This is a genomic window from Microbacterium sp. ARD31 (genome assembly GCF_031844425.1).
Window position 1 is genome coordinate 184937 of record NZ_JAUZVE010000011.1, and the last position, 26313, is coordinate 211249.

Genomic DNA, 26313 nt, shown 5'->3' on the forward strand with positions numbered 1-26313 from the left:
CCGCTCACCCGCCGAGGATCGCGCTGATCTCGCGATCGAGGTACGGGGCCAGCGACCGCGCGTACGTGGCGGTGAGATGCGATCCGTCTCTCGTGGTCACGACGCCGCCGACCACCATCGAGCACACAGCCTCGTCGCACATGAAGTCGTTCAGGTCCACGAGGTGGGAGTACGGGTCCAGTGCCACGGCGTCGGCGAGTCCGTCGTCACGCAGAGCCGTATCTCGGGGCAGGCTGCACCGACCTGAGCGGGCGTCCTCCGCGTCCAGGACGCACGTCATCGCCTCGCTGCCGAAGATCGGATTGTCTCGCACTGCGATGACCGGCGTCGTGGGGTCGCGTCGGTTCGCCCACGCAGAAACGTACCCCTCTGCACGACTTCTCATCGGATCCGAGGTCGGATCGACGACGTACCGGGCCCGGCTCGAGTTGGTGACCAGGATGCCGTCCAGGTCTGTGCTGCCGACGTACCGGTCGACCGCCTCGTTCCACGCCGCGCACCGCCGGGTCAGCGCGGCGTTGTGCTGCTCCCTTTCGGCATCCGTCCAGTGACAGGCGGCACGGCCGGCGATGTCCACCCGCCACCCATGGGCGAGGGCGATCTGCTCGTACACGCCCAGGAGCGTGTTGCTGTGCGAGTCGCCCACCGCGAAGAGATGCTTCGTGTACCCCTCCTCCCGTCCGACGCTGCACAGTGCGAAGTCCTCCGAGGACGGACCCGCCCAGCATCCCGCCCGATTGTCGTCGTCCTCGCGAAGATCGGCGAGGTCCGGCAGGAGCGGCTCATCCTCGTCGATGGCGTCCGCGCATTCGGGTCGGTCAGGATCGGCGGCCGCGGCGCCGTGGCAACCGCCGGCGTCGACCGAGGGCCGCACACGATCGCTGACCCACAACGCCCCCAATGCAAGAACGGGAACCAAGAGAATCGATGTGAGGGCGATTCCCGCGCCGCGCAGCGCGCTCGGACGCGACAAGTGCCGGATGACGGGTCTCTCCACGCCCCACCACGTCGCTGCGGCGAGGACCAGGGATACGCCGAGAACCACCACGGCACCGCGCCAGCCCACGCGACCGTCGACGCGCCCGCTGAGCGTGAGAAAGCCGATGAGGACGGGCCAGTGCCACAGATAGAGCGCGTAGGAGATGCGGGTGAGCGCCGACAGCGCACGCGACCGCAGCAGTCGCGTGGCACTGATGCTCCTCCGGCTCCCGATCGAGAGGACGACGAGCGCGGCGCCGCCGATGGGGACCAGGGCGCCCGGTCCCGGATAGGCGGTCGCTCCGTCGACGAGGAATCCACTCCCGAGGATCATCGCCAGGCCGGTCCACCCCGCAACGGTGGGCATGGGCATCCGCGCCGCCGCCCCGATCCCCAGCAGTCCACCCACGATCAGTCCTGCGCCGAACTCCCAGGCGCGAGCGAAGGAGTCGAAGTACGCCGCGGCGGCGTCCTCCGCCTGACGGACGACGGCGTAGGCGAACGACGCGAGGGTGGCCAGCACCGCGAGCATCCACAGCACCACGCCGGGACGCGGCCCCGCTCCGCGCACGGAGTACACGAGGGCGACGAGTGCGGGCACCACCACGAACAGCTGCCCTTGGATCGATAGGGACCAGAAGTGCTGAACCGGGCTGGTGAGGGGGCCCGCCGCGCCGTACGCGAGCTGGGAGCCGATGAGCTGCCAGTTCTCCACGTAGAGAGCCGCTGATACGACCTCCATCACGGTCTGAGCGCGCGTCCAGGGCGGGAGCACCGTGAACGCCATCACGGCCACGGCCGCGAGCACGATCGCCGCCGGCGGCGCCAGGCGGCCGAACGTCCTCGCCCATCGATGGAGCAGACGGCGCTCATTCCCCCGGTCCACACTGGAGCGCAGCGAGATCGCCATCACCACCCCCGAGACGAACAGGAAGACGTCGACGCCGCCCGAGACGCGCCCTTGACCGAACAGGTGGAAGACGACCACGAGGGTCAAGGCGACAGCGCGCAATCCGTCGATCTCAGGGATCCGGGACGAACCGCCGGGTCCTTGCCGCACGGACCGGCGAGAACCGACAGCCGGGGCGAGGTCGTGCACTGCGCTCACACGCGTGCCCCACCGACGCCCGCCGACAAGACGACGCTGACGTGAGAGCACGCAGCACTCACGGGCTGTCCGCGTTGTAGCGGTCGAGGACCTCATCGATCGGCCCGTCCATGGTCAGCCGGTGCCGTTCGAGATAGAGGCCGCGGGTGCAGAACCGGCGCAGGTCCCGTTCGTTGTGGCTGACGAAGAAGAGGGTCCGCCCCGCGGCGAGCATCTCGTCGATGCGCCGGTAGCACTTCTCGCGGAACGCCTTGTCACCGACAGCCAGCACCTCATCGACCAGGAGGATCGGCTCGTCCAGCTGGGACACCACCGAAAAGGCCAGCCGCACCTTCATCCCGTTGGAAAGGTGCTTGTAGGGGGTGTTCTGGAAGTCGGCCAGCTCGGCGAAATCGATGATGGAGTCGTAGCGTCGTGCGACTTCGGAGCGCGGCATCCCGTGGAGCCCCGCGGTCAGTCGCACGTTCTCCTTCACCGTCAGATCCCCCACGAATCCGCCGGTGATCTCGATCAGCGGCGCGACGCCACCGTTGACGACGACCTCGCCCTCGTCCGGAAGCAGGACTCCCGCGACCAGCTTGAGCAGTGTCGACTTCCCCTGGCCGTTGCGTCCGACGACGCCGATCGCCTCACCCGCACGCACATCGAACGACACCCCGCGCAGAGCCCAGAACTCGTCAGGACGGCTGCGGCGAGCGGGGTCGGCGAAGAGGTCCTTCACCGATCGGCGACCGCGGCGGTTACGGCGGAAGCGGATTCCGAGATCGCGGATCCGCATGGCGAAGTCGTCCGACTCCGGCATCACAGCTCCTTCAGCACGGGGCGCTCGAGGCGGCGGAAGGCCCAGATGCCCACCGCGAGGAACAGGAAGCACATCACGGCGCCGACGATGACGCTCACCGGGTCCCACTGGCCGGGGAAGAAGCCGACCCGGTACAGCGTGAAGATACCGGCGAGGGGATTGAACGCCGCCAGGTGCTGGATCCCAGCCGGCAGATCGGCCACCCCGTAGATGATCGGCGTGGCGTAGAAGAGCGCGCGAAGGATCAGCCTGGTCGTCCGCTCGAGGTCGCCCCACAGCACGCACAGGGGGGCCACCAGCAAGCCCAGCCCGACAAGAAGAACCGTCTGCAGCAGCACCGCCACGGGTATCCAGAGCAGACCCCAGCCGACCTGGGCGCCCGCGGCGATCGCGAAGATCGCGAGGACGGGCAGGGAGAAGAGGAACTCGATGCCCTTGCTGAGCACGATGCGGTTCACCCAGATCGACCTCGGGATCGCGGTGGACCGGACCAGACGCGCATCCTTGCTGAAAGCCTTGGTGAAGTCCCCGACCGCGGCGTTGAACCACACCCATGGCAGGAGGGCGGTGATCAGGAACACGATGTACGGCTCCTCACCGACCCCTCGCCCGAAGACCTGCGTGAAGACGAACCAGTAGATGAGGCTCATGACGAGCGGATCGAGGACCGACCACAGGTACCCGAGTGCACTCGTCGCGTATCTGACGCGCAGATCGCGTGCGGACAGAAGCCACAGCGAGTGCAGGTAGCGCCGCGGCGATCCGGCGGCGCCGACGAGGGCGGTGGTCACGTACGGGAGTCTATGGTCCGAGGCGTCACGCGAGTTGGTTGTTCCACATCGACAGCGCGGCGCCGATCGCCATGTGCATGTCGAGGTACTGGTAGGTGCCGAGACGACCGCCGAAGTACACGTCCTTCTCCCCTTTGGCCAGATCGCGGTAGGCGAGCAGGCCGGTGCGGTCCTCGGGTGTGTTCACCGGGTAGTAGGGCTCGTCCTCGCGGGCGGCGAAGCGGGAGTACTCCCGCATGATGACGGTCTTGTCGGCGGGGTAGCTCTCGGCGCGCTCGGGGTGGAAGTGCTTGAACTCGTGGATGCGCGTGTAAGGGATGCCGGCATCGGCATAGTTCATGACCGGTGTGCCCTGGTAGTCGCCGACCTCGAGCACTTCCTCCTCGAAGTCGAGGGTGCGCCAGCTCAGCTCGCCTTCGGCGAAGTCGAAGTAGCGGTCCACCGGGCCGGTGTACACGACGGGCACCTGTCCCACGGTGGCGCGCTTGTTCAGCGGCTGCGACTCGTCGAAGTAGTCGGTGTCGAGCTTCACGTCGATGTTCGGGTGATCGGCCATGCGCTCCAGCCACGCTGTGTACCCATCTGTGGGCAGGCCCTCCCACGTGTCGTTGAAGTAGCGGTTGTCGTACGTGTAACGCACCGGAAGCCGGCTGATCACCTCGGCGGGCAGGTCCTTCGGGTCCGTCTGCCACTGCTTCGCGGTGTAGTCGCGGATGAACGCTTCGTACAGCGGACGGCCGATGAGGGCGATGCCCTTCTCCTCGAGGTTCGCGGCGTTCTTGACGTCGAATTCCCCCGCCTGCTCGAGGACGAGCGCGCGGGCCTCGTCGGGCGTGTAGGCGGCCTGGAAGAACTGGTTGATCGTGCCCAGGTTGATCGGCATCGGGTACACGACGCCCTTGTGGTTGGTGTACACGCGGTGCACGTAATCGGTGAACGTCGTGAAGCGGTTGACGTACTCCCACACGGTCGCATTCGAGGTGTGGAACAGGTGCGCGCCGTACCTGTGCACCTCGATGCCGGTCTGCGGTTCGTTCTCGCTGTAGGCGTTGCCGCCGATGTGGCGGCGTCGATCGATCACGGTCACGCGGCGACCGGCGTCCGCCGCGCGCTCGGCGATCGTGAGGCCGAAGAATCCGGAGCCGACGATGAGAAGATCCATGCCTGAGTGCCTCGTATTCGGTTCGTGAGCGCGACGGTGCGACGACCGGAGCCGCCGCGACCTGACGATCCTAGTCGATGGGCCTGACCGAACCCTGTTGCACGCGAGGCCTCACGCGGGGTAGAGCTGGTCGGCCAGCGCCTGCTTCCGTCGCGCGAGTGATCGTGCCCGCTCGGGGAAGGCGGGATCTCGCGTTGCCTGGTGAGCCGGGTCCCGCATGTCGTCGCCGGCCTCGATCATGCGCCAGCCGGTCCCCAGGGCGAGCAGCGAGCGGTGCTTGACGTCGTAGTAGCCGGGACGCCCTGAGATCACGGTGCCCGCAGCGCCCGCCGCCGCGGCCATCAGGTGGACGTGGAAGCGTGTGGTGAGCCAGTCCTGCCCAGCTCGAGCCGGCAGGCCGTCCGCCCAGACATGGCCGAACGGATAGAACTTCGCGCTCGGCGCGGCCAGGCGGGCGAAGTGGATGTCATCCGGGGGCACCGCTTCGATGAAGCCCACCTGCTGGAGGGGCACGCCATCGAGGAATCCTCTCAATGATCGGAGGACGTCGTCGTCGGCCCACGACCGAAGGTCGCCCTGGACGAGAGCCATCCGATCCGGGGACGAGGATCGGTCGAAGACGGCGCGACTGCCTGCGAGGGCGAGGAACGCGTCGTCGAGCCCGACATCGCCTCCGGTGATCGCCGCGGATTCGGCGTCTCGCACCTCGATGACATCGAACGCGGCAACCTGCTCCCGCAGCCACGGACCGTACTGGCCGAGCGGCGCGAGGCCTTGACCGGTCATGTGAACCGGGATGCCGAATTCGCGCCGGAGGGTGCGCAGTGCCGTGACCAGGCCGAGGTTGTCCTGCCACATCTCGTTGAGGTACCCGCCGCCGAGGAGATGAACGGACGACATCGATCTCAGGGCGAGCATCCCCTGGTCGTACTTCGGAGACCCGAGGTCGGTCAGAAGACGGACGACACGAGCCTCGTCCTCGCGCGGGTCGTGCGACGGACTTGCCATCGCCAGCTCCCACAAGGTGTCGGTGAACCTGACCCGCGGATGTGTGTCGTGGAACAGGTGGACCGCGCGTCCGGGATGCGGACAGTCGAGCCACACCTCCCGTTCAGGGTGCCGTACCGCGAGATGGTCCAACCACGCGCGGGTGATGAGCTCGTCGCCGTAGTTCGGATGGCCTGCCGTGGACACCAGGTACACGGGGGGCGGTGCTGCGGTGCGTCGGAACGGAAGCCTCATCGGCAGGACGGCCTTTCGAACGGCGCGGACGACGCGCGTCCCCGGGACCGCCGCGGGATGGTGGCGGCGAGCACCACCCTATCGGCGAGACCCATGCCGGGCACGGAGGAACGACCGCGTAAAGTCTTCACGTGGCAGACGGCGATTCACCCCCCGCGCAGAGCGGCCCATCCCTGGGCCAGCGCGCCGCGCGAGGCAGCGCGATCACCCTGGCGACGCAGCTGACCCGGTCGCTGATCCTGCTCGGCGGCACGATCGTCCTGGCCAGACTGGTGGCGCCCGAGGACTTCGGCCTGATCGCCATGGTCCTCGCCGTCAGCGGGGTGGCCGAGATCCTCCGGGACTCAGGTCTCTCATGGGCGGCTCTGCGCCGAACAGACCTCACGCAGCAGCAGCGCTCCAACCTGTTCTGGATCAACACCGCCATCGGCCTCGGCCTCGCCGGTATCGTCTTCGTCCTGTCCTGGCCCCTCGCGGCGTTCTACGGGGAGAGCGTCCTTATCCAAGCGGTGCAGTGGGTCGCGCCCATCTACTTCCTGAACGGCGTGGCCACGCAGTTCCGTGTCGCCATGAACCTCGAGCTGCGGTTCGGCGCGCTCGCCGTCGTCGACATCCTCGCCCCGGCCGTGGCTCTCGTCGTCGCCGTCTTCCTCGCCTCCGGAGGCCAGGGTCTGGCGGCGCTCGTCGCACAGCAGGTCGCGACATCGGCGATCGGCCTCCTGCTCGCGCTGTCCCTCGCGCGATGGTGGCCGAGCCTGCCGCGTCGGGCCCCCGAGATGAAAGCCCTCTTCGGCTTCGGCGTCAGCTTCGCCAGCGTGCAGCTGTTGTCCTATGCGACGCGGAACGTCGACAGCATCGCGATCGGACGGGTCTTCGGCGCTCGCCCGCTCGGGCTCTACGACCAGGCATATCAGCTCTCCGTAGCGCCGCTCGTCCTGCTGAACTCGCCGATGAGCCGGGTCGCGGTACCCGTCCTCGCGCGAGTCCGAGGCGAGCAGGACCGCTATATCGCGGCCCTCCGGGATGCCCAGCTCATCGCCGGCTACGTCACCGCGACGGTCCTCCTGGTCGCGGCAGGGCTCGGCACCCCGCTGATCACCCTGCTGCTCGGTCCGAACTGGGCCGCGGCCGGCCCGATCTTCTCGGTTCTCGCCATCGGATCCGTGTTCAGGTCGATCCAGCAGATCGCCAACTGGATCTTCGTGGTCGAGGACCGCGCGGGTTCCATGCTGCGACTCAATCTGATCGGCCAGCCGATCATCGTCGCACTCATCCTCCTGGGGCTGATGGCGGGGCCCATCGGGGTCGCCGCGGGAGGTGCGCTGGGTTGGTGCGTCTTCTGGCTCATGTCCCTGGCGTGGGTGCATCGGACGACCGGCCTGCCCGTTCGGCCCTTGCTGATCGATGCGGTCCGAATCGTCGGCCTGGTCGGCCTCCCGGCCGGAGTCGCCACGTTCCTCGTCGCGTCCTTCGTGCCCCTCGCGCCGGTCTGGGTCGTGCTCCTCGGACTGGCGGTCGCGGCCGCCTGGTGCGCCTGCATCGCGCTGCTGTCCCGACGCGTGCGGGCGGACATCCGGACCCTCACGCGCTTCGCACGACTGGCGGTCAAGCGTCAGGGGCCGTCCGCGGCTGCGCCCGCCGAGTGAGACCGTCTGGTCACCGCGGTTCGGAGACGCGGATCACCTTCGCCGGGACGCCCGCGACGGTCGCGTGGTCGGGGACGTCCTTCGTCACGACCGCGTTGGCCGCGATGATCGCGTGTCGTCCGATCTTGACGGCGCCGACGACGACGGCTCCCGCGAAGATCACCGCGTCGTCCCCGATCTCCGGGTAGTTCCCCGCCTGCCAATCGCCCACTCTGGCGCCGCCCAGGGTGACGTTCTGGTAGATGCTCACGCGCTCGCCGATGCGAACGCCTTCGCCGATGACGATGCCCACCGGGTGCGGCATCCGCATCGTCGTCGAGAACACCGCCTTCGGGTTCACGTAGACCCCGTACCTCCGCGCCAGCCGGGCCGACACGAACTGCGCGAGTTGCGGATGGCCGCTCGCCTGCAGGCGTGCCAGCCGCCGCAGGCGCCGGCGCACGCTGGGTCCCGGTGCCCCCACGAGGGCACCCGCCAGCTCCCTGAATCTCCGCCGCATCGTCATCGGGCGCGTCGGTACTCGCCGTACCAATCGACGAATGCCTTCACGCCGACTTCGAGCGGCGTCTCCGGCACCGCCCCGACCAGCTCGCGAAGCAGCGAGGGATCCGCCATCGTGGCAGCGACGTCGCCGGGCTGCATGGGCAGCATGTTCTTGCGCGCGACCTTGCCGGTGACGTGCTCGACGGCCTCGATGAAGGCCATCAGCCCGATCGGAGCGCCTCCGGCGATGTTCACCACTCGCCAGGGGGCGACCGGTGACAGCGAGTCGAGACCGGGAGGACCCACTCGCTTGCCGAGTTCGGGAGCGCACGAAGCGAGCGCCACGATCCCATCGACGAGGTCGTCGACGTACGTGAAGTCGCGTGACATCCGGCCCTCGCCGTACACGTCGATGGCCTCGTCCCGTTCGATGCGCTCGACGAACTTGTAGAGCGCCATGTCCGGACGGCCCCATGGCCCGTAGACGGTGAAGAACCGGAAACAGGTCGTGGGCACGTCGAACAGGTGGGCATAGGAGTGGCTCAGCGCCTCCCCCGCCTTTTTCGTGGCCGCGTAGAGGGACACCGGGAAGTGCGACGGGTCGTTCTCACTGAACGGCACCTTCTCGTTCCCGCCGTAGACGGAGGACGTGGAGGCGATCATCAGGTGCTTGGGCGCCCGGGCCCGAGCGGCCTCCAGGATGGCCTGGGTGCCGACGAGATTGGCGTTGATGTAGGACTCGGGGTTCTCCAGGCTGTAGCGGACACCGGCCTGGGCCGCCAGGTGGACCCAGATCTCCGGATCGTGCCCGTCCAGAGCCTCCGCCATCGCCTCGGGATCCTCCAGCTTGCCGTGGACCCAGCTGAAATTCGGATGCTGGTCGAGCACGTCCAGCCGCGCCGCTTTCAGCGCGGGGTCGTAGTACTCGGTCACGGCGTCGAGTCCGCGGACGGTGTGACCGTCGGCGAGGAGCCGGCGGGCGAGGTGGAATCCGATGAAACCGGCGACCCCGGTCACGAAGTACTTCACAGCCACCCCGCGTTCGCGCCGAGGGACTGGAGCTTCTCGGCGAAGTCGACGTAGCCGCGAGAGATCTGCCAGGCGTCCGTCACGGTGGTCTCACCGTCAGCCATCAGCCCGCAGATGGCGAGCGCCGCTCCGGCACGTAGATCGAGCGCTCGTACGGACGCGCCGCTGAGCTTGCCGCCCGCGCCCTCGATGCGCAGCCAATCTCCGTCCACGCGGGAGGTCAGGCCCATCTTCCTCATCTCGTCGGCATAGCCGTAGCGGCCCGGGAAACGCAGGTCGATGATCTTCGACTCACCTCGGGCCCGGGCCGCCCAGGCGCCCATGATCGGCTGCACGTCGGAGTTGATGCCCGGGTGGGGACCGGTGCTGATCTCGAACGGGTAGCAGTGCTCACCACGCACGAACAGCGCGCCATCCCGCTGGAGGTAGGTCGCTCCGGCGGACCGCAGATGCGCGAGGACCACCTCGAGATCATCGACCGGGAATCCGGCGATCTCGACCTCGCCGCCGGTGACGCTCGTGGCGATGAGCCACGTCAGCGCTTCCATGTTGTCCGGCATGACCGAGTAGTCGGCTGCGCCCAGGGCTTCGACGCCCTCGATCTCGATGTGCTCCTGCCCGTGCACGACGATCTTCGCGCCCATCGAGTTGAGCATCGCGACGAGGTCGAGGACTTCCGGGCGGATGTGCGGATTCCACACCCGCGTCGTTCCTGTCGCGAGGGTCGCGGCGAGCACGGCGTTCTCGGTGGCGCCGGTCGAGCGCAGGCGCAGGTGCACGTCGGCGCCCACCAGACCGTTCGGAGCCTCCGCGTAAAGATACGACTCGTCGTCCCACACGCGGGCGCCGAGCTGCTCGAGCAGACTGACGTGTATGTCGTACTGCCGCTCCCCGAGCCGGCACCCGCCGGGCAACGGCACCGCCGCAGCGCCGTAACGCGCGGTGAGGGTACCCAGGATGAGCAGGGTGTTGCGGATGGACCGGCCCGGCCAGACGAGCTGCGTCGACAGCGGCGCTGCTTGCGTGATCCGGATCTCGTCGGTTCCGATGGTCTCCGCCGACTTGCCGAGCGCTTCGAGCATCCCCACGTGGATCTGGGCGTCGAGAAGGCCCGCCGGGTAGTTGGTGAGTCGCACGGGAGCGTCGGTGAGGATCGAGGCGGCGAGCAGACGGAGCGCGGAGTTCTTGGCTCCAGCCACCGTCACACGGCCCTCCAGTCTCGACTTCGTCACATGCAAACTCTGGTAATCTGGCATGTCGTCCAGCCTATCGGCCCATTCGCGGCCACTGATTCACCCCCTCCCAACCCCGATCGACATGTCGGTGCCGAGCTTCATGCACGAGCAGCTCTGCCTCTCACCGGGCAGCGACGACGAGCCGGGCGTCGCGTGGGACGGAGCAGCCCTTGACCATGATCAACCCTGACCTCGTCGGACTGCTCGAGCAGATCGCGCCGGACGGAGTTCGCACCGGTGTCGACATGGCGGAAGTCTCCGCATGGCGCATCGGCGGACCCGCAGCCGTCTTCGTGGAGCCCGACACGGCAGAGCAGGTCGCGGGCGTCCTGAGGCTGATGTCACGGCGGCCGGAGCCCCTGCTCGTCATCGGCGAGACCACGAACCTCTTCTTCGACTCCCGCGGATTCCACGGAGTGCTGCTCCGCATCGGCCCGAAGCTGTCACGCGTGAGTATCGACGGCAGGCGCGTGCGCGCGCAGGCGGGCGCTCGGGTGCCCGAGCTCGTCCGCGCCCTCGCCGAGGCAGGCCTCGGCGGCATCGCGCACGCGGGCGGCGTCCCCGGCACGATCGGCGGTCTCGTGCTCATGAACGGCGGCAGCCAGCGGAAGGGCATCGGCACCCACGTCGCCAGCGTGCTCGTCGCCGACCCTGCGGGTGACCTGCAGCGCATCGACTCCGCCGGCCTGGGCTTCTCCTACCGGCGCTCGAGGCTTCAGGGCGACGGCTCCGTGATCCTCGACGCCGAGCTGGAGCTCGAGCACGGCGAACCCGACGAGCTCATCGCCGAGATCGACGAGATCATCGCCTCGAGAGCGGCGAAGTTCCCGCTCGACCTGCCCAACGGCGGGTCGGTCTTCCTCTCCGACCCCGCCATGTACGAGATCGTCGGCCCCCCGGGACAGGCGATCGAGACGGCCGGGCTGAAGGGCCTGACCGAGGGCGGCGCGCAGATCTCGCCCAAGCACGCGAACTTCATCGTGAACCTCGGCGCCGCCACCGACGACGACGTGCTGCGGCTTGTGGCGACCGCGCGCAACAGGGTCCGGGCGACAACCGGATTCACGATGGACTGCGAGGTGCGCCACGTCGGAACGGACGGTCGGCTGCGACCCGCGCACGAAGTCGCCGACGAGCGCTGGCCCTCCCTCGACCTCACGGAGCGATGACCGTGCCCACGGTGTCGGTGATCACGGCCTTCTACAATCGCGCGCCCGTGCTGCGACGCACGATCGAGTCGATCCTCGAACAGTCCTACGCCGACCTCGAGCTGATCGTCGTCGATGACCACTCGAGCGACGACACGGTCGAGCGGCTCGCCGAGCTCGCTGCCGAATGGCAGGACCCGCGCCTGCGGATCATCGTCAACGAGCACAACAAGGGCTTCGTTCAGACGATGCGCGACGCGATCGAGCAGAGTACCGGCGAATACATCGCCATCCAGGGCTCGGGTGATGTCTCGCTGCGCGAACGCATCGCGCGGCAGGTGGAACTGCTCGACGCCGAGCCGGATGTCGTCGCCGTCGGCTGCTGGTATGAGAACATCGACGACGTCAGCGGTGCGCGTGAGACCGTCCGCCCCGATGCCGCCGCCGCACGAGGCGGAGTCACGACGTTCTCGCACGGCGAGATGATGATGCGGCGGTCGGCATATGAGGCGGCCGGGGGCTACCGCACGGAGTTCAAGGTGGCGCAGCTCACCGACTTGGGTTTCCGCCTGCACCGGCTCGGAGGCTTCGCGACGGTGCCGCAGTTCCTGTATGAGCGACATGTGCAGAGCGACGGCGTCACCTACAACGCGTCGAAGATCATGGAGCAGGCGCAGTTCCTCCGGCTCGCCCGCCATCTGCAGAAGCTGCCGACCGAAGAGGCAGTTCAGGCCGCACTCGCCGCCGTCCGCGACGGGGGTGTCCGAGCCGTCATCCCCGTAGAGGACAGCGGCGTGCAGTTGATCCTCACCGAGCGATGCATCCGGCTGTGCGCGTACGACCGCCCGGCGGATGCCGCCCGGATCGCCGCGCACCTGACCAGCGCCTCCCGTCGGCGGCTGATCACCGCGCTCTCGCGCGGGGCGCAGTCTCCGTTCTCCGCTCCGCTGCGTTCCGCGCTGCGCATGGCGCTCAAGGCGACTCCCGCGATGCGATCGCTCTGGATGCGGCAGACCCGCTGATGAGCGCGCACCTGAAGTACCTGCCGCATGTCGACGGAATCCGCGCGTTTGCCGTCCTGCCGGTCGTGCTCTTCCATCTCGGAGTGGCAGGGGTGCCCGGTGGCTTCGTCGGCGTCGACACCTTCTTCGTCATCAGCGGGTACTTGATCACCGGCATCCTCTGGCGCGAGATGGACGGCCGGTCCGGGGACCCCGGGCGGTTCTCGATCTGGGCGTTCTACCAGCGCCGCGCGCTGCGGATCCTCCCCGCCCTGGTCGTCGTCCTCGCCGCCGTCGTCATCGCCTCGGCATTCGTCCAGACCGCCGCTGCGCAGGCCGCGCTCGGCCGACAGGTGCTGGCCGCGACGCTCTTCGTCTCGAACTTCTACTTCTGGCAGAACGAAGACTACTTCGCGGCCGACCCGAGCAGTCAGCCGCTTCTCCACACGTGGTCCCTCGCCGTCGAGGAGCAGTTCTACCTGCTCTTCCCGCTGCTGCTCCTCCTCGTCGCCCGCTGGCTGAACAAGCGGGTGCTGGTGGTCCTCGCCGCGATGATCGCAGCCTCACTCGCGGCGAGCATCCTCCTCACCCCGGTCGAGCCCGGCACGGCGTTCTACCTGCTCCCCACGCGAGCGTGGGAGCTGGGCGCCGGCGCCTTCCTCGCCATCTGGCAGATGCGCCGGGGTCGAACGTCATCGAACCCCTGGATCGCCACCGTCGGCCTGGCCCTCGTCCTCGGGTCGATCTTCCTCATCGACAAGTCGATGCCTTTCCCCGGCGCCGTCGCCATCGCGCCCGTGCTCGGCGCGACGCTCCTCATCGGCTGGGCCCGGGACACCTGGGTCGGTCGCGTGCTCGAGCTCCGTCCTCTCATCTACATCGGCGCCATCAGCTACAGCCTGTACCTGTGGCACTGGCCGGTCATCGTCTTCTGGCGGACGATGACGGGCAATGCACTCGATCCGCTCGAGATCGTCCTCCTCTTCGCGATCTCGTTCGCTCTCGCCGCTCTTTCGACCGCGTTCATCGAGAAGCCGTTCCGCACCAGGAAGGCAAGGGACCTCTCGCCCCGCCGCGTGCTCATCCCCGCGACTGCCGTGATCCTGGTCTGCGCGACGGTCGGCGGCCTGTGGACCCGTTATCACTTCAACGTGATCCCGATGTCGACGGCTGCCGAGGAGATCGCAGAGACGGCCGAGAACGCCGAGGCGGCGAGCTACCGCGAGCAGTTCCGTCGCGGCACGTGCTTTTTCAGCGGCAAGGAGGACGGCGCGTTCGAAACCTATGACAAGAAGGTCTGCGCGACCCCCGACCCTGATGCGCTCAACGTGCTCGTCATCGGCGACTCGCACGGCGCGATGTGGTGGCGCGCGCTCGATCTCGCCTATCCCGACGCCAATGTCATGCAAGCCACCGCCTCAGGCTGCTTCGGCCTGAAGACGGGCGGCGGCGAGCACGAGTGCCTGAAGCTGCGCGACTGGGTGTGGGGCGAACTCATCCCCGGTGGCGATATCGACGCGGTCGTGCTGGCCGGTCGCTGGCAGTCGAGCCACCTCCGCGCCGTCGAGGCCACGATCGCCGCCCTCGAGGCGGAGGGGATCCGGACGGTGGTCATGGGCCCGACCGTCGAGTACGACGGCGATCTGCCGCTCCTGCTGGCGCGGAGCGTGCAGGCTCAGCGCGAGTTCGACTTCGAGACGTTCCGTATCCATCAGCGCGACGAGGTCAACGCGCAGGCTCGGGCGATCGCGGATTCCGCCGGAGCCGACGCCTTCATCGACGTCATCGACGTCCTGTGCGGCGACACGCCCGAATGCGTGCTGCAGACGCCCGACGGCACGCCGATGCAGTTCGACTACGGACACCTGACCCTCGCCGGCACCGAGTGGGTGATGGACGAGATCGAGGCACAGCTCGACCCGCACCTCGAGTCCGCCGCCACTTCCCCGAGCGCCGCAACCGGCTGATCCGGGCGACGGCCGCACTCCCCCCGCTCGGACGGGCGATGCACCAGCCGTCCTCGTCCGGCTCGTGAGAGCGGAGCGCGTCAGCCCGCGGGGGTCTCGTCCAGCATCCCTCGCTCGAGCAGGTCGTCCTGGAGGTCTCCGGGAAGGACCCAGATGCGGAAGCTGTTGTAGTCCGGCTCGCCTTGCACGGGAAGCGCGCCTTCGGCCCGGTCGCCTGCGAAGTCCCCGCATGCGACGACGAGGTCGGCGGCGAAGGGCTCTTCTCCCCTGACGACGTCGACCTGGCGCGGGGCGAACCAGAAGCCCACCCAGTTACGCGCCTGGTGGATCGCCAACGTCGAGTCGCATCGAGAGAAGTAGAAGTCGACGGGCAGCTTTTCGCCGTCCTGCTCGACGCTCTCGAGTGCGGCCGTCAGGTCGTCGGGGTAATCGCGGAACTGATCGGGGTTCGCGCCGTTGGCCATCACGAGCGAGGCGGCGAGCCAGACCACGGCGAAGGCCTGTGGCCGACGCCGCAGGAGCGCGACGATTCCGAGGGCGAGGATGACCCAGATCGACGCGAGGAGCCAGAATCTGTTGGGATTGGTCAGGCTGGGGATGAGCGGCCAGGCGAAGGGCTCCGTGGGCCAGGACCACTGCCACTGCAGGATCGCGGCCGAGTTCGCAGGACCGTCGGTCAACCCCCACGTAGGCACGGAGGGTGCGACCCAGAAGAGCACGGGCAGGATGACGGCGACGCTCGCGGCTGCCGCGACGCCGATGACGGCCAGGCTCACGCCGCGGACGATCGCGGCGAGGGCCAGAAGCACGACGACCACGATGAACGGGTCCAGATAGCGGCTGTACACCCAGACGTCGAAGCGGAGTGGTTCCGTGTGCAGGAACTTCGATCCACCCCATGCGATGACCGAGATGATGAACGCTCCGACCGCCCCACCGGCGACGAATCCCGCGGGACCGACCTGCCAGGACCGCAGATCGCGCACCACCCAGACGATCACGACGACCGCGCCGATCGCGATCAGGCCCGACGTCCCGACGAGCTGGACCCAGGTCTGGTTGAACGCGATGCGGAGCAGGTCTCCGGGTGGCGCTGAGGTGAGCTTGCTGATGAATCCTGCGTCCTGTCGGAAACCGCCGGGGACGAGCTGCGCATTGATCGCACGCGACACCGTCTGGACAGCGAGGGCGCCGACCACGAGCACGACGAGACTGACCGCCGACACCTGCCAGCGCCGTCGGATGAACAGAACGAGCCAGATGCCTGCCACCGCCACGAAGACGAGAGCGCGCGCGTGCGCGAAGTACGCACCCACCGCGGCCAGGGAGAAGAGCACGCCGTTGAGAACGGTTGGGTTCTTCCAGACGGCGAACGCAGCCAGGGTCGCCCAGATGATGAGCGTCGAGAGGAGCTGCTCCGAGAGGACGTAGTCCGCAAGGCCCACGCGGCTCGGCAGCATCATCGTGAGGGCGGCGATCGTCACAGCCTTCGCGGTCGTGAGCCCGATCCGGCGGGCGATGAGCGCGAGCGGGATGATCGCCGACAGCGCCACGATGTTCAGGACGATGTTCGACGCGCGGTAGACGGTCGCGGGGTCCTGAGTGATGAGCCAGATCGGGGCGAGCAGGAACGACGTCCCGGGGAAGTACCCGCTCAGCGACATGGTCGCCACGCGCTCTCCGAGGATGATCCGCCCCATCTGGAGGATGCCGTTCTCGTCCCACGGAGTCCGCGGCGCCGTGGCGGTGATCGACACCACAGCGTGCATCACGACGCAGACGATCACCGACACCACTGCCGTCCACCGCCACCAGAGCTCCGGCCCCGGCTCGTGCCGCGGCGGTCGGGTGCGCTGCGTCAAGCTACGCGGCAGCTCGAGGGGGGCAAGCGTGGGCACGGCGGACAGACCTTTCAGGGTGTGCGTGAGGCGAGGGCGTCGGACCTGTTCAGGCCCGAGCGGTCACGCGCGGAGAATCCGCCTCGGCAATCGGATGCTGCGCGATGACCGCGTCGACGCTCACCGACAGCGACGGGTGCTGTGCGGCGTCGTCGAGACCCACGAGATTCGGGTCGAGCCGATTCTCGGGCGCGTACTGCAACTGCTTCAGGCGTTCCAGCGAATCCTCGAGAAGGGTGCGGTTCGTGCGGAGCATGTCGGAGATCACCGTCAGCGCGAGGCTGAGCAGCGCCCCCACGAGCATCGCACTGCCGAAGATGAGCGACTGGATGTGATCGCCGGCGATCCCCAGCCAGGTGAGCACGAGGAACCGCCCGAAGGGGATCGCTGCGCCGACGAAGAAGAGCAGTGCGAGCGTCAGGAAGACCACGTGCGGCTTGAACATGATGTAGCTGCGCATGATCGCCTGAGCCGAGCGACCCATGTGCTGGAACATGTTGTCGAAGAGCCGCGACTCTCGGGTCTTCGGGTTCGTCTTGACCGGCACACTCGCGATCCGCAGGCGCTTGTTACCGGCCTGGATGATCGTCTCCATGCAATAGCTGAACTGCGTGACGATGTTCAGGCGGATCAGCGACTCGCGAGAGTAGGCGCGGAAGCCGCTCGCGGCGTCCGGAAGCTTCGTCTCCGCAGCGAAGTTGACCACTCCACTGCCCACGCCCTGCATGAGCTTCTTGAAGGCTGAGAAGTGTGCGATGGTCTTCGTCTGGCGATCCCCGATGACGATGTCGGCCTCGCCGTGGAGGATGGGCTGCACGAGGTCGGCGATGCGTTCCTGGGGGTACTGGTTGTCGCCGTCCGTGTTGACGACGATGTCAGCCCCGTGCTGCAGCGCGTAGTCGATCCCATCGCGGAACGACCTGGCCAGGCCCATGTTGCGGGTGTGGAAGACGAAGTGCTGCACGCCCAGCTCCCGAGCCACTTCAACCGTGCGATCGGTCGAGCCGTCGTCGACGACCACGATGTGGATCTCGTCGATTCCCTGGATGCGCTTCGGCATCGACGCGAGCACGAGGGGCAGCGTGCTCTCCTCGTTCAGGCAGGGGATCTGGATGAATAACCGCATATCGATGGATTCTAACGCCTCGAGCCTGTGAGGCTGTTTAGCGCGCACGTGTGGACAGCACGCCGCCGTCCCGCTCAGCCGGCAATGGCGGCGATGGCGTCCTCGACGCCGCCGTCGAAGGCGACTTCCCCCTTGCGGATCACGACCGCGCGCGTGCACAGCTCTCGGACCATCTCCATGTCATGGCTGACGATCACCAGGGTCTTGCCGGCGGCGATGAGCTCATCGAACTTTGTCCGGCACTTGGCACGGAACGGCGCATCGCCGACCGACAGGATCTCGTCGACGAGCAGGATGTCCACATCGACGTGGATCGCCACGGAGAAGGCCAGCCGCATGAACATGCCCGAGGAGTAGTGCTTGACCTCCTGATCGATGAACTCCGCCATCTCGCTGAAGGCGACGATCTCGTCGTAGCGAGCCTCGATCTCCTTCTGCTGCATGCCGAGGATGGCCGCGTTGAGGAAGACGTTCTCGCGGCCCGACAGTTCAGGGTGGAATCCCGCACCGACCTCGATGAGCCCGGCGACCCGGCCGCGCGTGAGCACGGCACCGGCGTCGGGCTGCATCACTCCCGACAGCAGCTTCAGCAGCGTGGACTTGCCCGACCCGTTGTAGCCGAGGATCGCCACCGACTCGCCTTCATGGATGACGAGGTCGAGACCGCGAAGTGCGTGGAACTCGGTCGCGATCTTCTTCCGTTTGATCCAGCTCACCAGCGTGTCCTTGAAGGAGTGCGCGTGGTTGAGCCAGAACGTCTTGCGCACGCCGTCGACGATGATGCTGGGCCGAGGTGCGGAGTGGGCGGTGCGGTGATCGCTCATAGGTCCTGTGCAAACTTTCCCTCGAGTCGACGGAAGACGATCTGGCCGAGAAGGATCGTCCCCGCCGCGATGAGGAGCGCCCAGAGCGTCCCCCAGGCGAGGTCGGGCGGAAGCTCCAGGCCACGCGCCTCGATCTCATCGATCGTCACGGGTTGCCAGAAGGCGTAATGGAACAGCTGCACGGCTTGGGTGATCGGGTTGAGGAGGTAGAGGGTCGTCACCCACGGGACCGCGGCGAAGGCGTTCTGCACCATCGTCCAGAAGTAGAGCACCGGCGACGCCCAGGTCACGAGCATCAGGAGCAGCTCGACGATGTTCTCGGCATCTCGGTAGCGGACGTTCACGGCACCGAAGAAGAGGCCCGCTCCGAAGGCGACCAGCATGAGGATCAGCACGGCGGCGAGGATGGCGAGGATGCTGAGCACCGAGATGTTGACGGCCCACCCGAGGAAGAGGCAGACGATCAGCAGCAGGACGACCTGCGGAAGGAAGTGGACGAACGCCACGAAGACCGCGGACACCGCGAAGAGCTGTCGGGGCAGATAAACCTTCCGCACCAACGGGGCGTTGCCGACGATCGAGGTCGTCGCATTCTTGAAGGCCTCATTGAAGAGGTTGATGCAGATGATCCCGGAGAACAGGTACACCGCATAGTTGGGAATCCCCTGCTGCAGTTGCAGGAAGACGCCCATCACCAACCAGAAGACGAGGAACTGCGCTGCAGGTCGCACGTAGGACCACGTCCACCCGAGGGCTGAGTTGCGATACCGGGTGGTGACGCCGGTGCGGACGAGGAGCCGAAGGAGGTAGTGCCAGCGGAACGCGTCCAGAAGTCCGCGGCTCTGGCCGGGGGTGTCGAACTGCGAGCGCGGCACCTCGGCGAAGAGATCACGGTTGACGGCCACGAAAGGCCATCCTAGGCGAGCCATGCTGGGTGCCCGCCGACCGCGCCGACACTCAGTCCAGGTAGTCCCCCCGGATCCAGCCCGTCCGGGTTCCGACAGTCACCTCGCGCCAGAGGCCCGAGACGCCGATGACAACCACCTTCGTGCCCTTCGGCAACGTCGCGAGGATCTTGGTCGTGGTGCTGGGCCCGGAGCGGAGGTTCGCCGTGGCGGTCGTCGCCATGCGAACGTGGTGGATGTCTGACATCGGCACCCAGAGGTCACCCGCGGTCGTCCGGAGCTTTCGCCACGCGCCGTCCGCCGTGACCGCGACCGCCTTCGCGATGGTTCCCGCAGGGAGGTCGACCGCGCCTGCTCCGCACAGCGCGTTCGGCGCGCTGCGCGCGGTCGTCGGCACGAGCGCGACGAACGTCCAGGTGGACGAGATCGTCCCGGTCGGGGGCAGGCAGGCCAGGTCGGCGGTTGTGGCCTTGCGCAGCTGCGAGGCGAGGATCCAGCGCTCGCCCGCGGCCGTGCGCACCTTGCGCCAGAGCAGATCCGCCGACGCCGCCACGGCAGGGACGACGGTACCCGCGGCGACGGTGCCGGCTCCGAGTCCGCACTCCTGGGCGGGCGAGATGCGCGCCGGAGCCTCGGCCGTCGTGACATATCTCCACGAGGCCGGAACCGAACCCGGCTGTGCCGCGCACGCGGTCTCGCCCGCGTCTGCCCGCCTGATCGATGTGCGCTCCACCCAGTAGAGCCCCGACTCCGTCTGCAGTCGTTGCCACGCACCGTCCGCAGATGCCGCCACCGACGTCGCGATCGTGCCGGCTGACAGCGTCGACGCGCCGGTCGCGCACGTTGCGTTGGGCACTGCACGACCGGTCGTCGCGATGTCGATCGCGTAGGTCCAGGTCGCTGGAAGAGTGCCCACCGGCTGGGCGCAGGCCGCCTCGGCCGTCGTCGAACGTCGGAGCGCGTTCGCCGGCACCCACAGCTCTCCGGCGGTCGTGCTCAGCTTGCGCCAGGCGAGGTCTGCCGACGCCGCCACCGCCTTGCCGACAGTCCCGGCAGCGAGCGCGGCCGCTCCCGGCTCACACCCGGAGTTCGGTGCGACCCGTCCGGTGGTGGCAGCCGTCACCGTATAGGTCCAGGACGCCGGGACCGACGGTGTCAGCCGGCAGGATGCTTCGGCAGTCGTAGCCCTCTGCAGGAGGTCGAACGGCACCCACCGTTCACCGGTCTCGGTCTGCACGCGTCGCCACTGACCGTCGGCGGATGTCGCGACCGACTTCACCACGACGCCCGCAGCCAGCGGCTCGGTACCGAGCTCGCAGCCGGCAGACGGGGCGGAGCGTGCGAGGACATCGGCCGTGAGCACGTATGTCCACGAGGCCGGCGCGGTGGTGGATGCTGCGCAGGGCGCCTCCTCGGACGTGGCGCGGCGCAGGTCCTCTGCCGGCACCCACTTCTCCCCCGTCGCCGTGCTGAGTTTGCGCCATTGACCGTCAGCCGAGGCCGCAACGGCCTTGCCGATGTCTCCGGAGTAGACCGGCGCCGCGCCGGCCTTGCAGTCGTCGTTCGGCGCTGTGCGTGCCGTCGTCCGGTCTATGGCCGTATACGTCCAGCTTGCCGCGACGGACCCGGGCGGCTCGGCGCAGGGGTCGCCCTGCGTCGAGCCGAACCAGTCGGTGAAGTAGTTGAAGAAGTTCCTGTTCCCATACGCGGAGCAGCCGTCGCCCTCGCCGTAGCCCGCCCGGATGGCCGCCGCGTTGGGCTGATAGGGCGTGTAGTAGTAGAGGTTGGAGGTCGCCTGGTTCTGCACGTAGACCGGCGAGGTCCCGCAGCCGTGGTTGGGGTTGAAGAGGATGTTCCAGGTCTTGCCCGGCGCGTACCAGGTGAAGAACTGGCTGGTCCCTGCTGGGTTGGCGTAGCGCTTCAGCTGCCACGCGGCGCCGTAGACCTGGTTGAAGAAGCCGTAGTAGCGCGTGTCGCATGCCGCGGTGTCGGGGCAGCCCTGACCCATCGCGATCGTGTAGCGCCAGTCGCTCGGCCACGTGTGAGTGACCAGCCCCTGTTCCTTCTGCAGGGTGACCAGGATGACCTGCGGGTTGATGCCGCAGGCCTGCGCAACCTTGAAGATGATGCGGGCGGCGCGCTCGCGGGTGCCCCCGCTGTAGGCGCCGCACATCGCATCGGCAGTGGTCGTGCGCGACGTGTCGTACCAGTCCTTGAGGCACGTGTAGCCGGCCTGGCAGGAGGGCACTCGCTTCTCGAGGAAGGCCTGAATCTGCGCCTCCGTCATCGTGCTCTCGTTGAAGAAGACCGCATCGCTGACGATGTTGCCCGGGTCGAAGGCCGACAGATCAGCTGTCTTCACAATGCCGGTCGGAGCCTCGGGTGAGGCCGCGACGGCGGCAGGAGCCCCCGTCGCGATGGGCTCGGCAGCGGACGCAGACCCTGCTCCGACAAGGGAGATGACCACCGTCAGGGCGGCCGTCATCGCCGCGATCTTCGTCCGGACGGTCACGACATCGCTCGCTCAAGGATCTGCTTCACGTGACCAGTGTGACGGATGTGACTGGCGCGATACAACAATCGTTCGAATTCCGGCGCTGAGACACGCGGAGATCGGCGAACTCCCGGGGAGGACCGGCGAGTGCGAGGATGACGGGATGAGGGGGATCATTCTTGCGGGTGGGTCGGGGACGCGGTTGCATCCGATCACGTTGGGTGTGTCGAAGCAGTTGGTGCCGGTGTATGACAAGCCGATGGTGTATTACCCGTTGTCGACGTTGATGTTGGCGGGGATCGACGAGATTCTGGTGATCACGACGCCGCATGATGCGCCGTTCTTCCAGCGGTTGCTGGGTGATGGGTCGCAGTTCGGGGTGTCGTTGTCGTTCGCGGTGCAGCCGTCTCCGGATGGGTTGGCGCAGGCGTTCACGATCGGGGCGGATTTCATCGGGTCCGAGAAGGTCGCGTTGGTGTTGGGTGACAACTTGCTGTACGGGCCGGGGTTGGGGACGCAGCTGGCCCGGTTCCGGGATGTGTCGGGTGGCGCGATCTTCGCGTATTGGGTTGCGGAGCCGTCGGCGTACGGGGTGGTGGAGTTCGACGGGTCGGGGCGGGCGGTGTCGTTGGAGGAGAAGCCGGTGGCGCCGAAGTCGAATTACGCGGTCCCGGGGTTGTATTTCTATGACAACGATGTGGTGGGCATCGCTGCGGGGTTGATGCCGTCGGCGCGGGGTGAGTACGAGATCACGGATGTGAACCGGGCGTATCTGGAGCGGGGTGATCTGCAGGTGGAGGTGCTGCCCCGGGGTACGGCGTGGTTGGACACGGGAACGTTCGATCAGATGACCGACGCGGCGGAGTATGTCCGCACGATGCAGCGGCGCACGGGTATGTCGATCGGGGTGCCGGAAGAGGTCGCGTGGCGGCAGGGGTTCCTGGACGATGAGGGGTTGCGGGTGCGGGCGGAGAAGCTGGTGAAGTCGGGGTACGGCAGGTATCTGCTGCAGATCCTGGAGCAGGGGCGATGAGCCGCCGGCTGCTGGTCACCGGCGGGGCGGGGTTCATCGGCTCCAACTTCGTCCACCACGTCCTCGAGCACACCGATGATCACGTGACGGTGCTGGACAAACTCACCTACGCCGGAAACCTCGCCTCGCTGGACGGGCTCCCGCAGGACCGGTTCCGCCTCGTGCGGGGGGACATCTGCGACGCGGGCGTGGTGGACGAGCTGTTCGCGGAGGTGGACGCGGTGGTGCATTACGCCGCGGAGTCCCATAACGACAACTCCCTGGATGACCCGCGACCGTTCCTGGATACCAACATCGTCGGCACGTACACGCTGCTGGAAGCGGCCCGCCGCCATCACCGGCGGTTTCATCACATCTCCACCGACGAGGTCTACGGGGATCTGGAACTGGATGACCCGGCACGGTTCACCGAGACCACCCCCTACAACCCCTCCTCCCCCTACAGCAGCACGAAGGCGGGGTCGGATCTGCTGGTGCGGGCATGGGTGCGCTCGTTCGGGGTGCCCGCCACCATCTCGAACTGCTCGAACAACTACGGCCCGTACCAGCACGTGGAGAAGTTCATCCCCCGCCAGATCACCAACATCCTCCGCGGGATCCGCCCGAAACTGTATGGCCGGGGTGAGAACGTCCGCGACTGGATCCACGCCGACGACCACTCCTCCGCCGTCCTGACCATCCTCGATCGAGGCGTCACCGGGCAGACGTACCTGATCGGCGCGGACGGGGAGAAAAGCAACAAAGACGTCGTGGAGCTCATCCTCACCCTGATGGGGCAGCCCGCCGACGCGTACGACCACGTCACCGACCGGGCAGGCCACGACCTGAGGTACGCGATCGACTCCACCCGGCTGCGCACCGAACTCGGCTGGCAGCCCCGGTACGCCGACTTCGAGGCCGGGCTGGCCGCGACCATCCACTGGTACCGGCACCACGAACCCTGGTGGGCGCCCACCAAAACCGGTGTCGAAGCGTTCTACGCCGGCAAAGGCCAATGACCCGTGTCGATCGAGTTCGGTAAACCCCTCGCCCCCACCCCCACCCCCATCCCCGGACTGGTGGTCTGGGACCTCCCCGTCCACGGCGATACCCGCGGCTGGTTCAAAGAGAACTGGCAACGGCAGAAGATGCTGCCCCTGGGGCTGCCGGATTTCGGGCCGGTGCAGAACAACATCTCCTTCAACGACCAGGTCGGCACCACCCGCGGCATCCACGCCGAACCCTGGGACAAATACGTCTCCGTCGCCACCGGCCGCATCTTCGGCGCCTGGGTCGACCTACGCCACGGCCCCACCTTCGGCGCCGTCTACACCACCGAACTCGACCCCTCCCGCGCGATCTTCGTCCCCCGCGGCGTCGGCAACGCCTACCAGACCCTCCACCCCGACACCGCCTACACCTACCTCGTCAACGACCACTGGACCCCCACCGCCCCCTACACCTTCCTCAACCTCGCCGACGAAACCGCCGACATCCCCTGGCCCATCCCCCTCCACCAAGCCGAGATCTCCGACAAAGACCGCACCCACCCACGCCTGGCCGACGTCACCCCCCTGCCACCGCGCAAAACCCTCATCACCGGCGCGAACGGGCAACTCGGCCGCGCACTACGCGCCGAATACGGCGAGCACCCCTGGATCGAATACACCACCCGTCACACCCTCGACCTCACCCACCCCGACCTGCCAACCGCGCGGCACTGGCGCGACTACGACACCATCATCAACGCCGCCGCCTTCACCGCCGTCGACCACGCCGAAACCCCCACCGGCCGCCGCGACGCCTGGGCCGCCAACGCCACCGCCGTCGCCGCGCTGGCCCGCATCGCCACCGAGAACGACATCACCCTCGTCCACATCTCCAGCGACTACGTCTACGACGGCACCAAACCCACCCCCTACACCGAAACCGACCCCCCCAGCCCCCTCAACGTCTACGGACACACCAAAGCCGCCGGCGACGCCATCACCGCCACCGTCCCCCGCCACTACATCATCCGCACCAGCTGGGTCATCGGCGACGGCCACAACTTCGTCCGCACCATGACCACCCTCGCCGCCCGCGGCATCAACCCCAACGTGATCGACGACCAAACCGGACGCCCCACCTTCACCACCGACCTCGCCGCCGGCATCCACCACCTCACCCGCACCCAGGCCCCGCACGGCACCTACAACCTCACCAACACCGGCCCACCCACCACCTGGGCCGACATCGCCCGCACCGTCTACCACCTCACCGGACACGACCCCCACCGCATCACCCCCGTCACCACCCACGACTACTACGCCAACGCCCCCGGCCCCGTCGCCCCACGACCCACCAACAGCGTCCTCGACCTGGAGCGCCTCCAGCGCACGGGGTTCATACCGCGTGAATGGCGCACGTCGCTAGCTGAGTATCTGGCGAGGTGAGAAGGCTGAATCGGCCTGACTTTCGTTCCGTTCTTCAAGCAAGGATGGAACTCGATGAACAGGAAGTATTCGCCGGAGATGCGTGAGCGGGCATTGCGGATGCTCGCGGAAACGCGGCCGTCGCACCCGACGATGATGAGCGCGGTCCGTCACGTGGCGGGACTGCTGGGGATGAGCCCGGAGACGCTCCGGCTGTGGCAACGGCGTTACGAGGTCGACGCGGGCGTGAAGCCGGGCCTGACCACGGACGCGGCGGCCGAGATCAAGCGGCTGCAGAAGGAGAACGCCGAGCTGCGCAAGGCGAACGAGATCCTCAAGGCTGCGAGCGTGTTTTTCGCGAAGGAGCTCGACCGCCCTTGACCGAGATGATCCGGTTCATCACCGAGTACCGGGATCGTTTCGGGGTCGAGCTCATCTGCCGGGTGCTGCGCCCGGCAGTTCAAGGGTTCCTCACCTCCCGCGACTATCGCGCCGCGGTCGGGCGTGCGCCATCGGCACGGCAGCTGAAGGACGAACTGCTCGTCCCTGAGGTCGCCCGGTTGCATGCGGAGAACTACGGCGTCTACGGGCGCCGGAAGATGCACGCCCTGATGCGCCGGCAAGGGTGGGAGATCGGCCGCGACCAGACCGAGCGCCTCATGCGCCTCGCCGGCGTCAGAGGTGTTCGCAAGTCGAAGCGGGTGTTCACCACCCGCTCCGATAAGACGACGGTCCTGCCGAGTGATCTTGTGAACCGTCGGTTCATGGCGCCGGCGCCACGACGGCTCTGGGTCTGCGACGTGACCTATGTCGCGACGTGGTCAGGGTTCGCCTACGTCGCGTTCGTCACCGACGTCTACTCGCGCCGAATCGTGGGCTGGAACGTCGCATCGACGTTGCGGTCGAAGATCTTGCCGATGCCGGCGCTCGACATGGCCGCATGGAACGTCGGCGGACGCCTCGATGGGCTCATCCACCACGCCGACAGTGAGACTGTTCGTGCTGGTGTTCTCAGGGGTCCTGACCCTCACAGCGATGGACGCGCAAG

The 26313-nt window shown here is 67.6% G+C and carries 22 protein-coding genes; 9 read left to right on the top strand and 13 right to left on the bottom strand.

The window, feature by feature from the left end; all coding sequences use genetic code 11:
* Positions 1-4: 4 nt before the first annotated feature.
* The 5 genes from Q9S36_RS24305 to Q9S36_RS24325 all read right to left on the bottom strand — a co-directional run bounded on the left by Q9S36_RS24305 (position 5) and on the right by Q9S36_RS24325 (position 6083).
* Positions 5-2182, bottom strand: coding sequence for an acyltransferase family protein (locus tag Q9S36_RS24305; protein WP_311287388.1), 2178 nt, complete (start codon positions 2180-2182; stop codon positions 5-7).
* Positions 2145-2888, bottom strand: a complete 744-nt coding sequence (locus tag Q9S36_RS24310; RefSeq protein ID WP_311287389.1) for an ABC transporter ATP-binding protein — start codon at positions 2886-2888, stop codon at positions 2145-2147. Before Q9S36_RS24310 ends, Q9S36_RS24305 begins: the two co-directional genes overlap by 38 nt.
* Entirely contained in the window at positions 2888-3679 is a 792-nt protein-coding gene (locus Q9S36_RS24315) for an ABC transporter permease (RefSeq protein ID WP_311287390.1), read from the bottom strand. Before Q9S36_RS24315 ends, Q9S36_RS24310 begins: the two co-directional genes overlap by 1 nt.
* Positions 3680-3704: 25 nt before the next feature.
* On the bottom strand, positions 3705-4841 hold the full coding sequence (glf, locus tag Q9S36_RS24320; RefSeq protein ID WP_311287391.1) for a UDP-galactopyranose mutase: 1137 nt from the start codon (positions 4839-4841) through the stop codon (positions 3705-3707).
* A gap of 111 nt (positions 4842-4952) precedes the next feature.
* Complete coding sequence (locus Q9S36_RS24325) at positions 4953-6083, bottom strand: polysaccharide pyruvyl transferase family protein (protein WP_311287392.1); 1131 nt, start codon at positions 6081-6083, stop codon at positions 4953-4955.
* 131 nt (positions 6084-6214) lie between these two features.
* Between Q9S36_RS24325 and Q9S36_RS24330 the strand changes: the two genes are divergently transcribed.
* The gene (locus Q9S36_RS24330; protein ID WP_311287393.1) at positions 6215-7729 is read left to right on the top strand and encodes a lipopolysaccharide biosynthesis protein; all 1515 of its coding nucleotides are present in this window, start codon (positions 6215-6217) and stop codon (positions 7727-7729) included.
* 10 nt (positions 7730-7739) lie between these two features.
* Here the strand turns inward: Q9S36_RS24330 and Q9S36_RS24335 are convergent, their stop codons facing one another.
* From Q9S36_RS24335 to Q9S36_RS24345, 3 genes are read right to left on the bottom strand one after another with little or no spacing between them, the layout of a single operon-like run.
* Positions 7740-8192 carry a hypothetical protein gene (locus Q9S36_RS24335; RefSeq protein WP_311287394.1) on the bottom strand — a complete coding sequence of 151 codons (453 nt, stop codon included), beginning with the start codon at positions 8190-8192 and terminating at the stop codon, positions 7740-7742.
* A gap of 38 nt (positions 8193-8230) precedes the next feature.
* The gene (locus Q9S36_RS24340) at positions 8231-9241 is read right to left on the bottom strand and encodes an NAD-dependent epimerase/dehydratase family protein (RefSeq protein ID WP_311287395.1); all 1011 of its coding nucleotides are present in this window, start codon (positions 9239-9241) and stop codon (positions 8231-8233) included.
* Complete coding sequence (locus Q9S36_RS24345; protein ID WP_311287396.1) at positions 9238-10473, bottom strand: UDP-N-acetylglucosamine 1-carboxyvinyltransferase; 1236 nt, start codon at positions 10471-10473, stop codon at positions 9238-9240. The genes Q9S36_RS24340 and Q9S36_RS24345 overlap by 4 nt, the downstream gene beginning before the upstream one ends.
* 179 nt (positions 10474-10652) lie before the next feature.
* On the opposite strand from Q9S36_RS24345, the gene murB reads away from it, so the two are divergent.
* Genes murB through Q9S36_RS24360 form a run of 3 tightly spaced genes read left to right on the top strand, consistent with a single transcriptional unit; the run spans position 10653 to position 14592 of the window.
* Positions 10653-11645: a UDP-N-acetylmuramate dehydrogenase gene (gene murB, locus Q9S36_RS24350; RefSeq protein ID WP_311287397.1), complete on the top strand. Its 993-nt coding sequence runs from the start codon at positions 10653-10655 to the stop codon at positions 11643-11645.
* Entirely contained in the window at positions 11642-12646 is a 1005-nt protein-coding gene (locus tag Q9S36_RS24355; RefSeq protein WP_311287398.1) for a glycosyltransferase family A protein, read from the top strand. The genes murB and Q9S36_RS24355 overlap by 4 nt, the downstream gene beginning before the upstream one ends.
* Complete coding sequence (locus tag Q9S36_RS24360) at positions 12646-14592, top strand: acyltransferase family protein (RefSeq protein ID WP_311287399.1); 1947 nt, start codon at positions 12646-12648, stop codon at positions 14590-14592. Before Q9S36_RS24355 ends, Q9S36_RS24360 begins: the two co-directional genes overlap by 1 nt.
* Before the next feature lie 80 nt (positions 14593-14672).
* Here the strand turns inward: Q9S36_RS24360 and Q9S36_RS24365 are convergent, their stop codons facing one another.
* The 5 genes from Q9S36_RS24365 to Q9S36_RS24385 form a co-directional block, all read right to left on the bottom strand.
* A complete protein-coding gene (locus Q9S36_RS24365) occupies positions 14673-16364 on the bottom strand; it encodes a hypothetical protein (RefSeq protein ID WP_311287400.1) in 1692 nt (563 codons plus the stop codon).
* A 175-nt stretch (positions 16365-16539) separates the two neighbouring features.
* A complete protein-coding gene (locus Q9S36_RS24370) occupies positions 16540-17616 on the bottom strand; it encodes a glycosyltransferase family 2 protein (protein ID WP_396653839.1) in 1077 nt (358 codons plus the stop codon).
* A gap of 74 nt (positions 17617-17690) precedes the next feature.
* A complete protein-coding gene (locus Q9S36_RS24375; protein WP_311287402.1) occupies positions 17691-18440 on the bottom strand; it encodes an ABC transporter ATP-binding protein in 750 nt (249 codons plus the stop codon).
* The gene (locus Q9S36_RS24380; RefSeq protein WP_311287403.1) at positions 18437-19345 is read right to left on the bottom strand and encodes an ABC transporter permease; all 909 of its coding nucleotides are present in this window, start codon (positions 19343-19345) and stop codon (positions 18437-18439) included. The genes Q9S36_RS24375 and Q9S36_RS24380 overlap by 4 nt, the downstream gene beginning before the upstream one ends.
* Before the next feature lie 52 nt (positions 19346-19397).
* On the bottom strand, positions 19398-21857 hold the full coding sequence (locus tag Q9S36_RS24385; protein WP_311287404.1) for an SH3 domain-containing protein: 2460 nt from the start codon (positions 21855-21857) through the stop codon (positions 19398-19400).
* Positions 21858-22002: 145 nt separating this feature from the next.
* Here Q9S36_RS24385 and rfbA point away from each other — a divergent pair, with 145 nt between their 5' ends.
* From rfbA to Q9S36_RS24410, 5 genes are all read left to right on the top strand, one after another.
* Positions 22003-22872, top strand: a complete 870-nt coding sequence (gene rfbA / locus Q9S36_RS24390; RefSeq protein ID WP_311287405.1) for a glucose-1-phosphate thymidylyltransferase RfbA — start codon at positions 22003-22005, stop codon at positions 22870-22872.
* The gene (gene rfbB / locus Q9S36_RS24395; protein ID WP_311287406.1) at positions 22869-23870 is read left to right on the top strand and encodes a dTDP-glucose 4,6-dehydratase; all 1002 of its coding nucleotides are present in this window, start codon (positions 22869-22871) and stop codon (positions 23868-23870) included. Before rfbA ends, rfbB begins: the two co-directional genes overlap by 4 nt.
* Before the next feature lie 3 nt (positions 23871-23873).
* Positions 23874-25286 (top strand): dTDP-4-dehydrorhamnose reductase, encoded by a 1413-nt coding sequence (gene rfbD / locus Q9S36_RS24400; protein WP_311287407.1) that lies wholly within the window; start codon positions 23874-23876, stop codon positions 25284-25286.
* A gap of 54 nt (positions 25287-25340) precedes the next feature.
* Complete coding sequence (locus Q9S36_RS24405; RefSeq protein ID WP_039711338.1) at positions 25341-25646, top strand: transposase; 306 nt, start codon at positions 25341-25343, stop codon at positions 25644-25646.
* Between the two features lie 5 nt (positions 25647-25651).
* Positions 25652-26313 (top strand): IS3 family transposase (locus Q9S36_RS24410; RefSeq protein WP_311287419.1); only part of this gene is annotated, 662 nt, incomplete at its 3' end.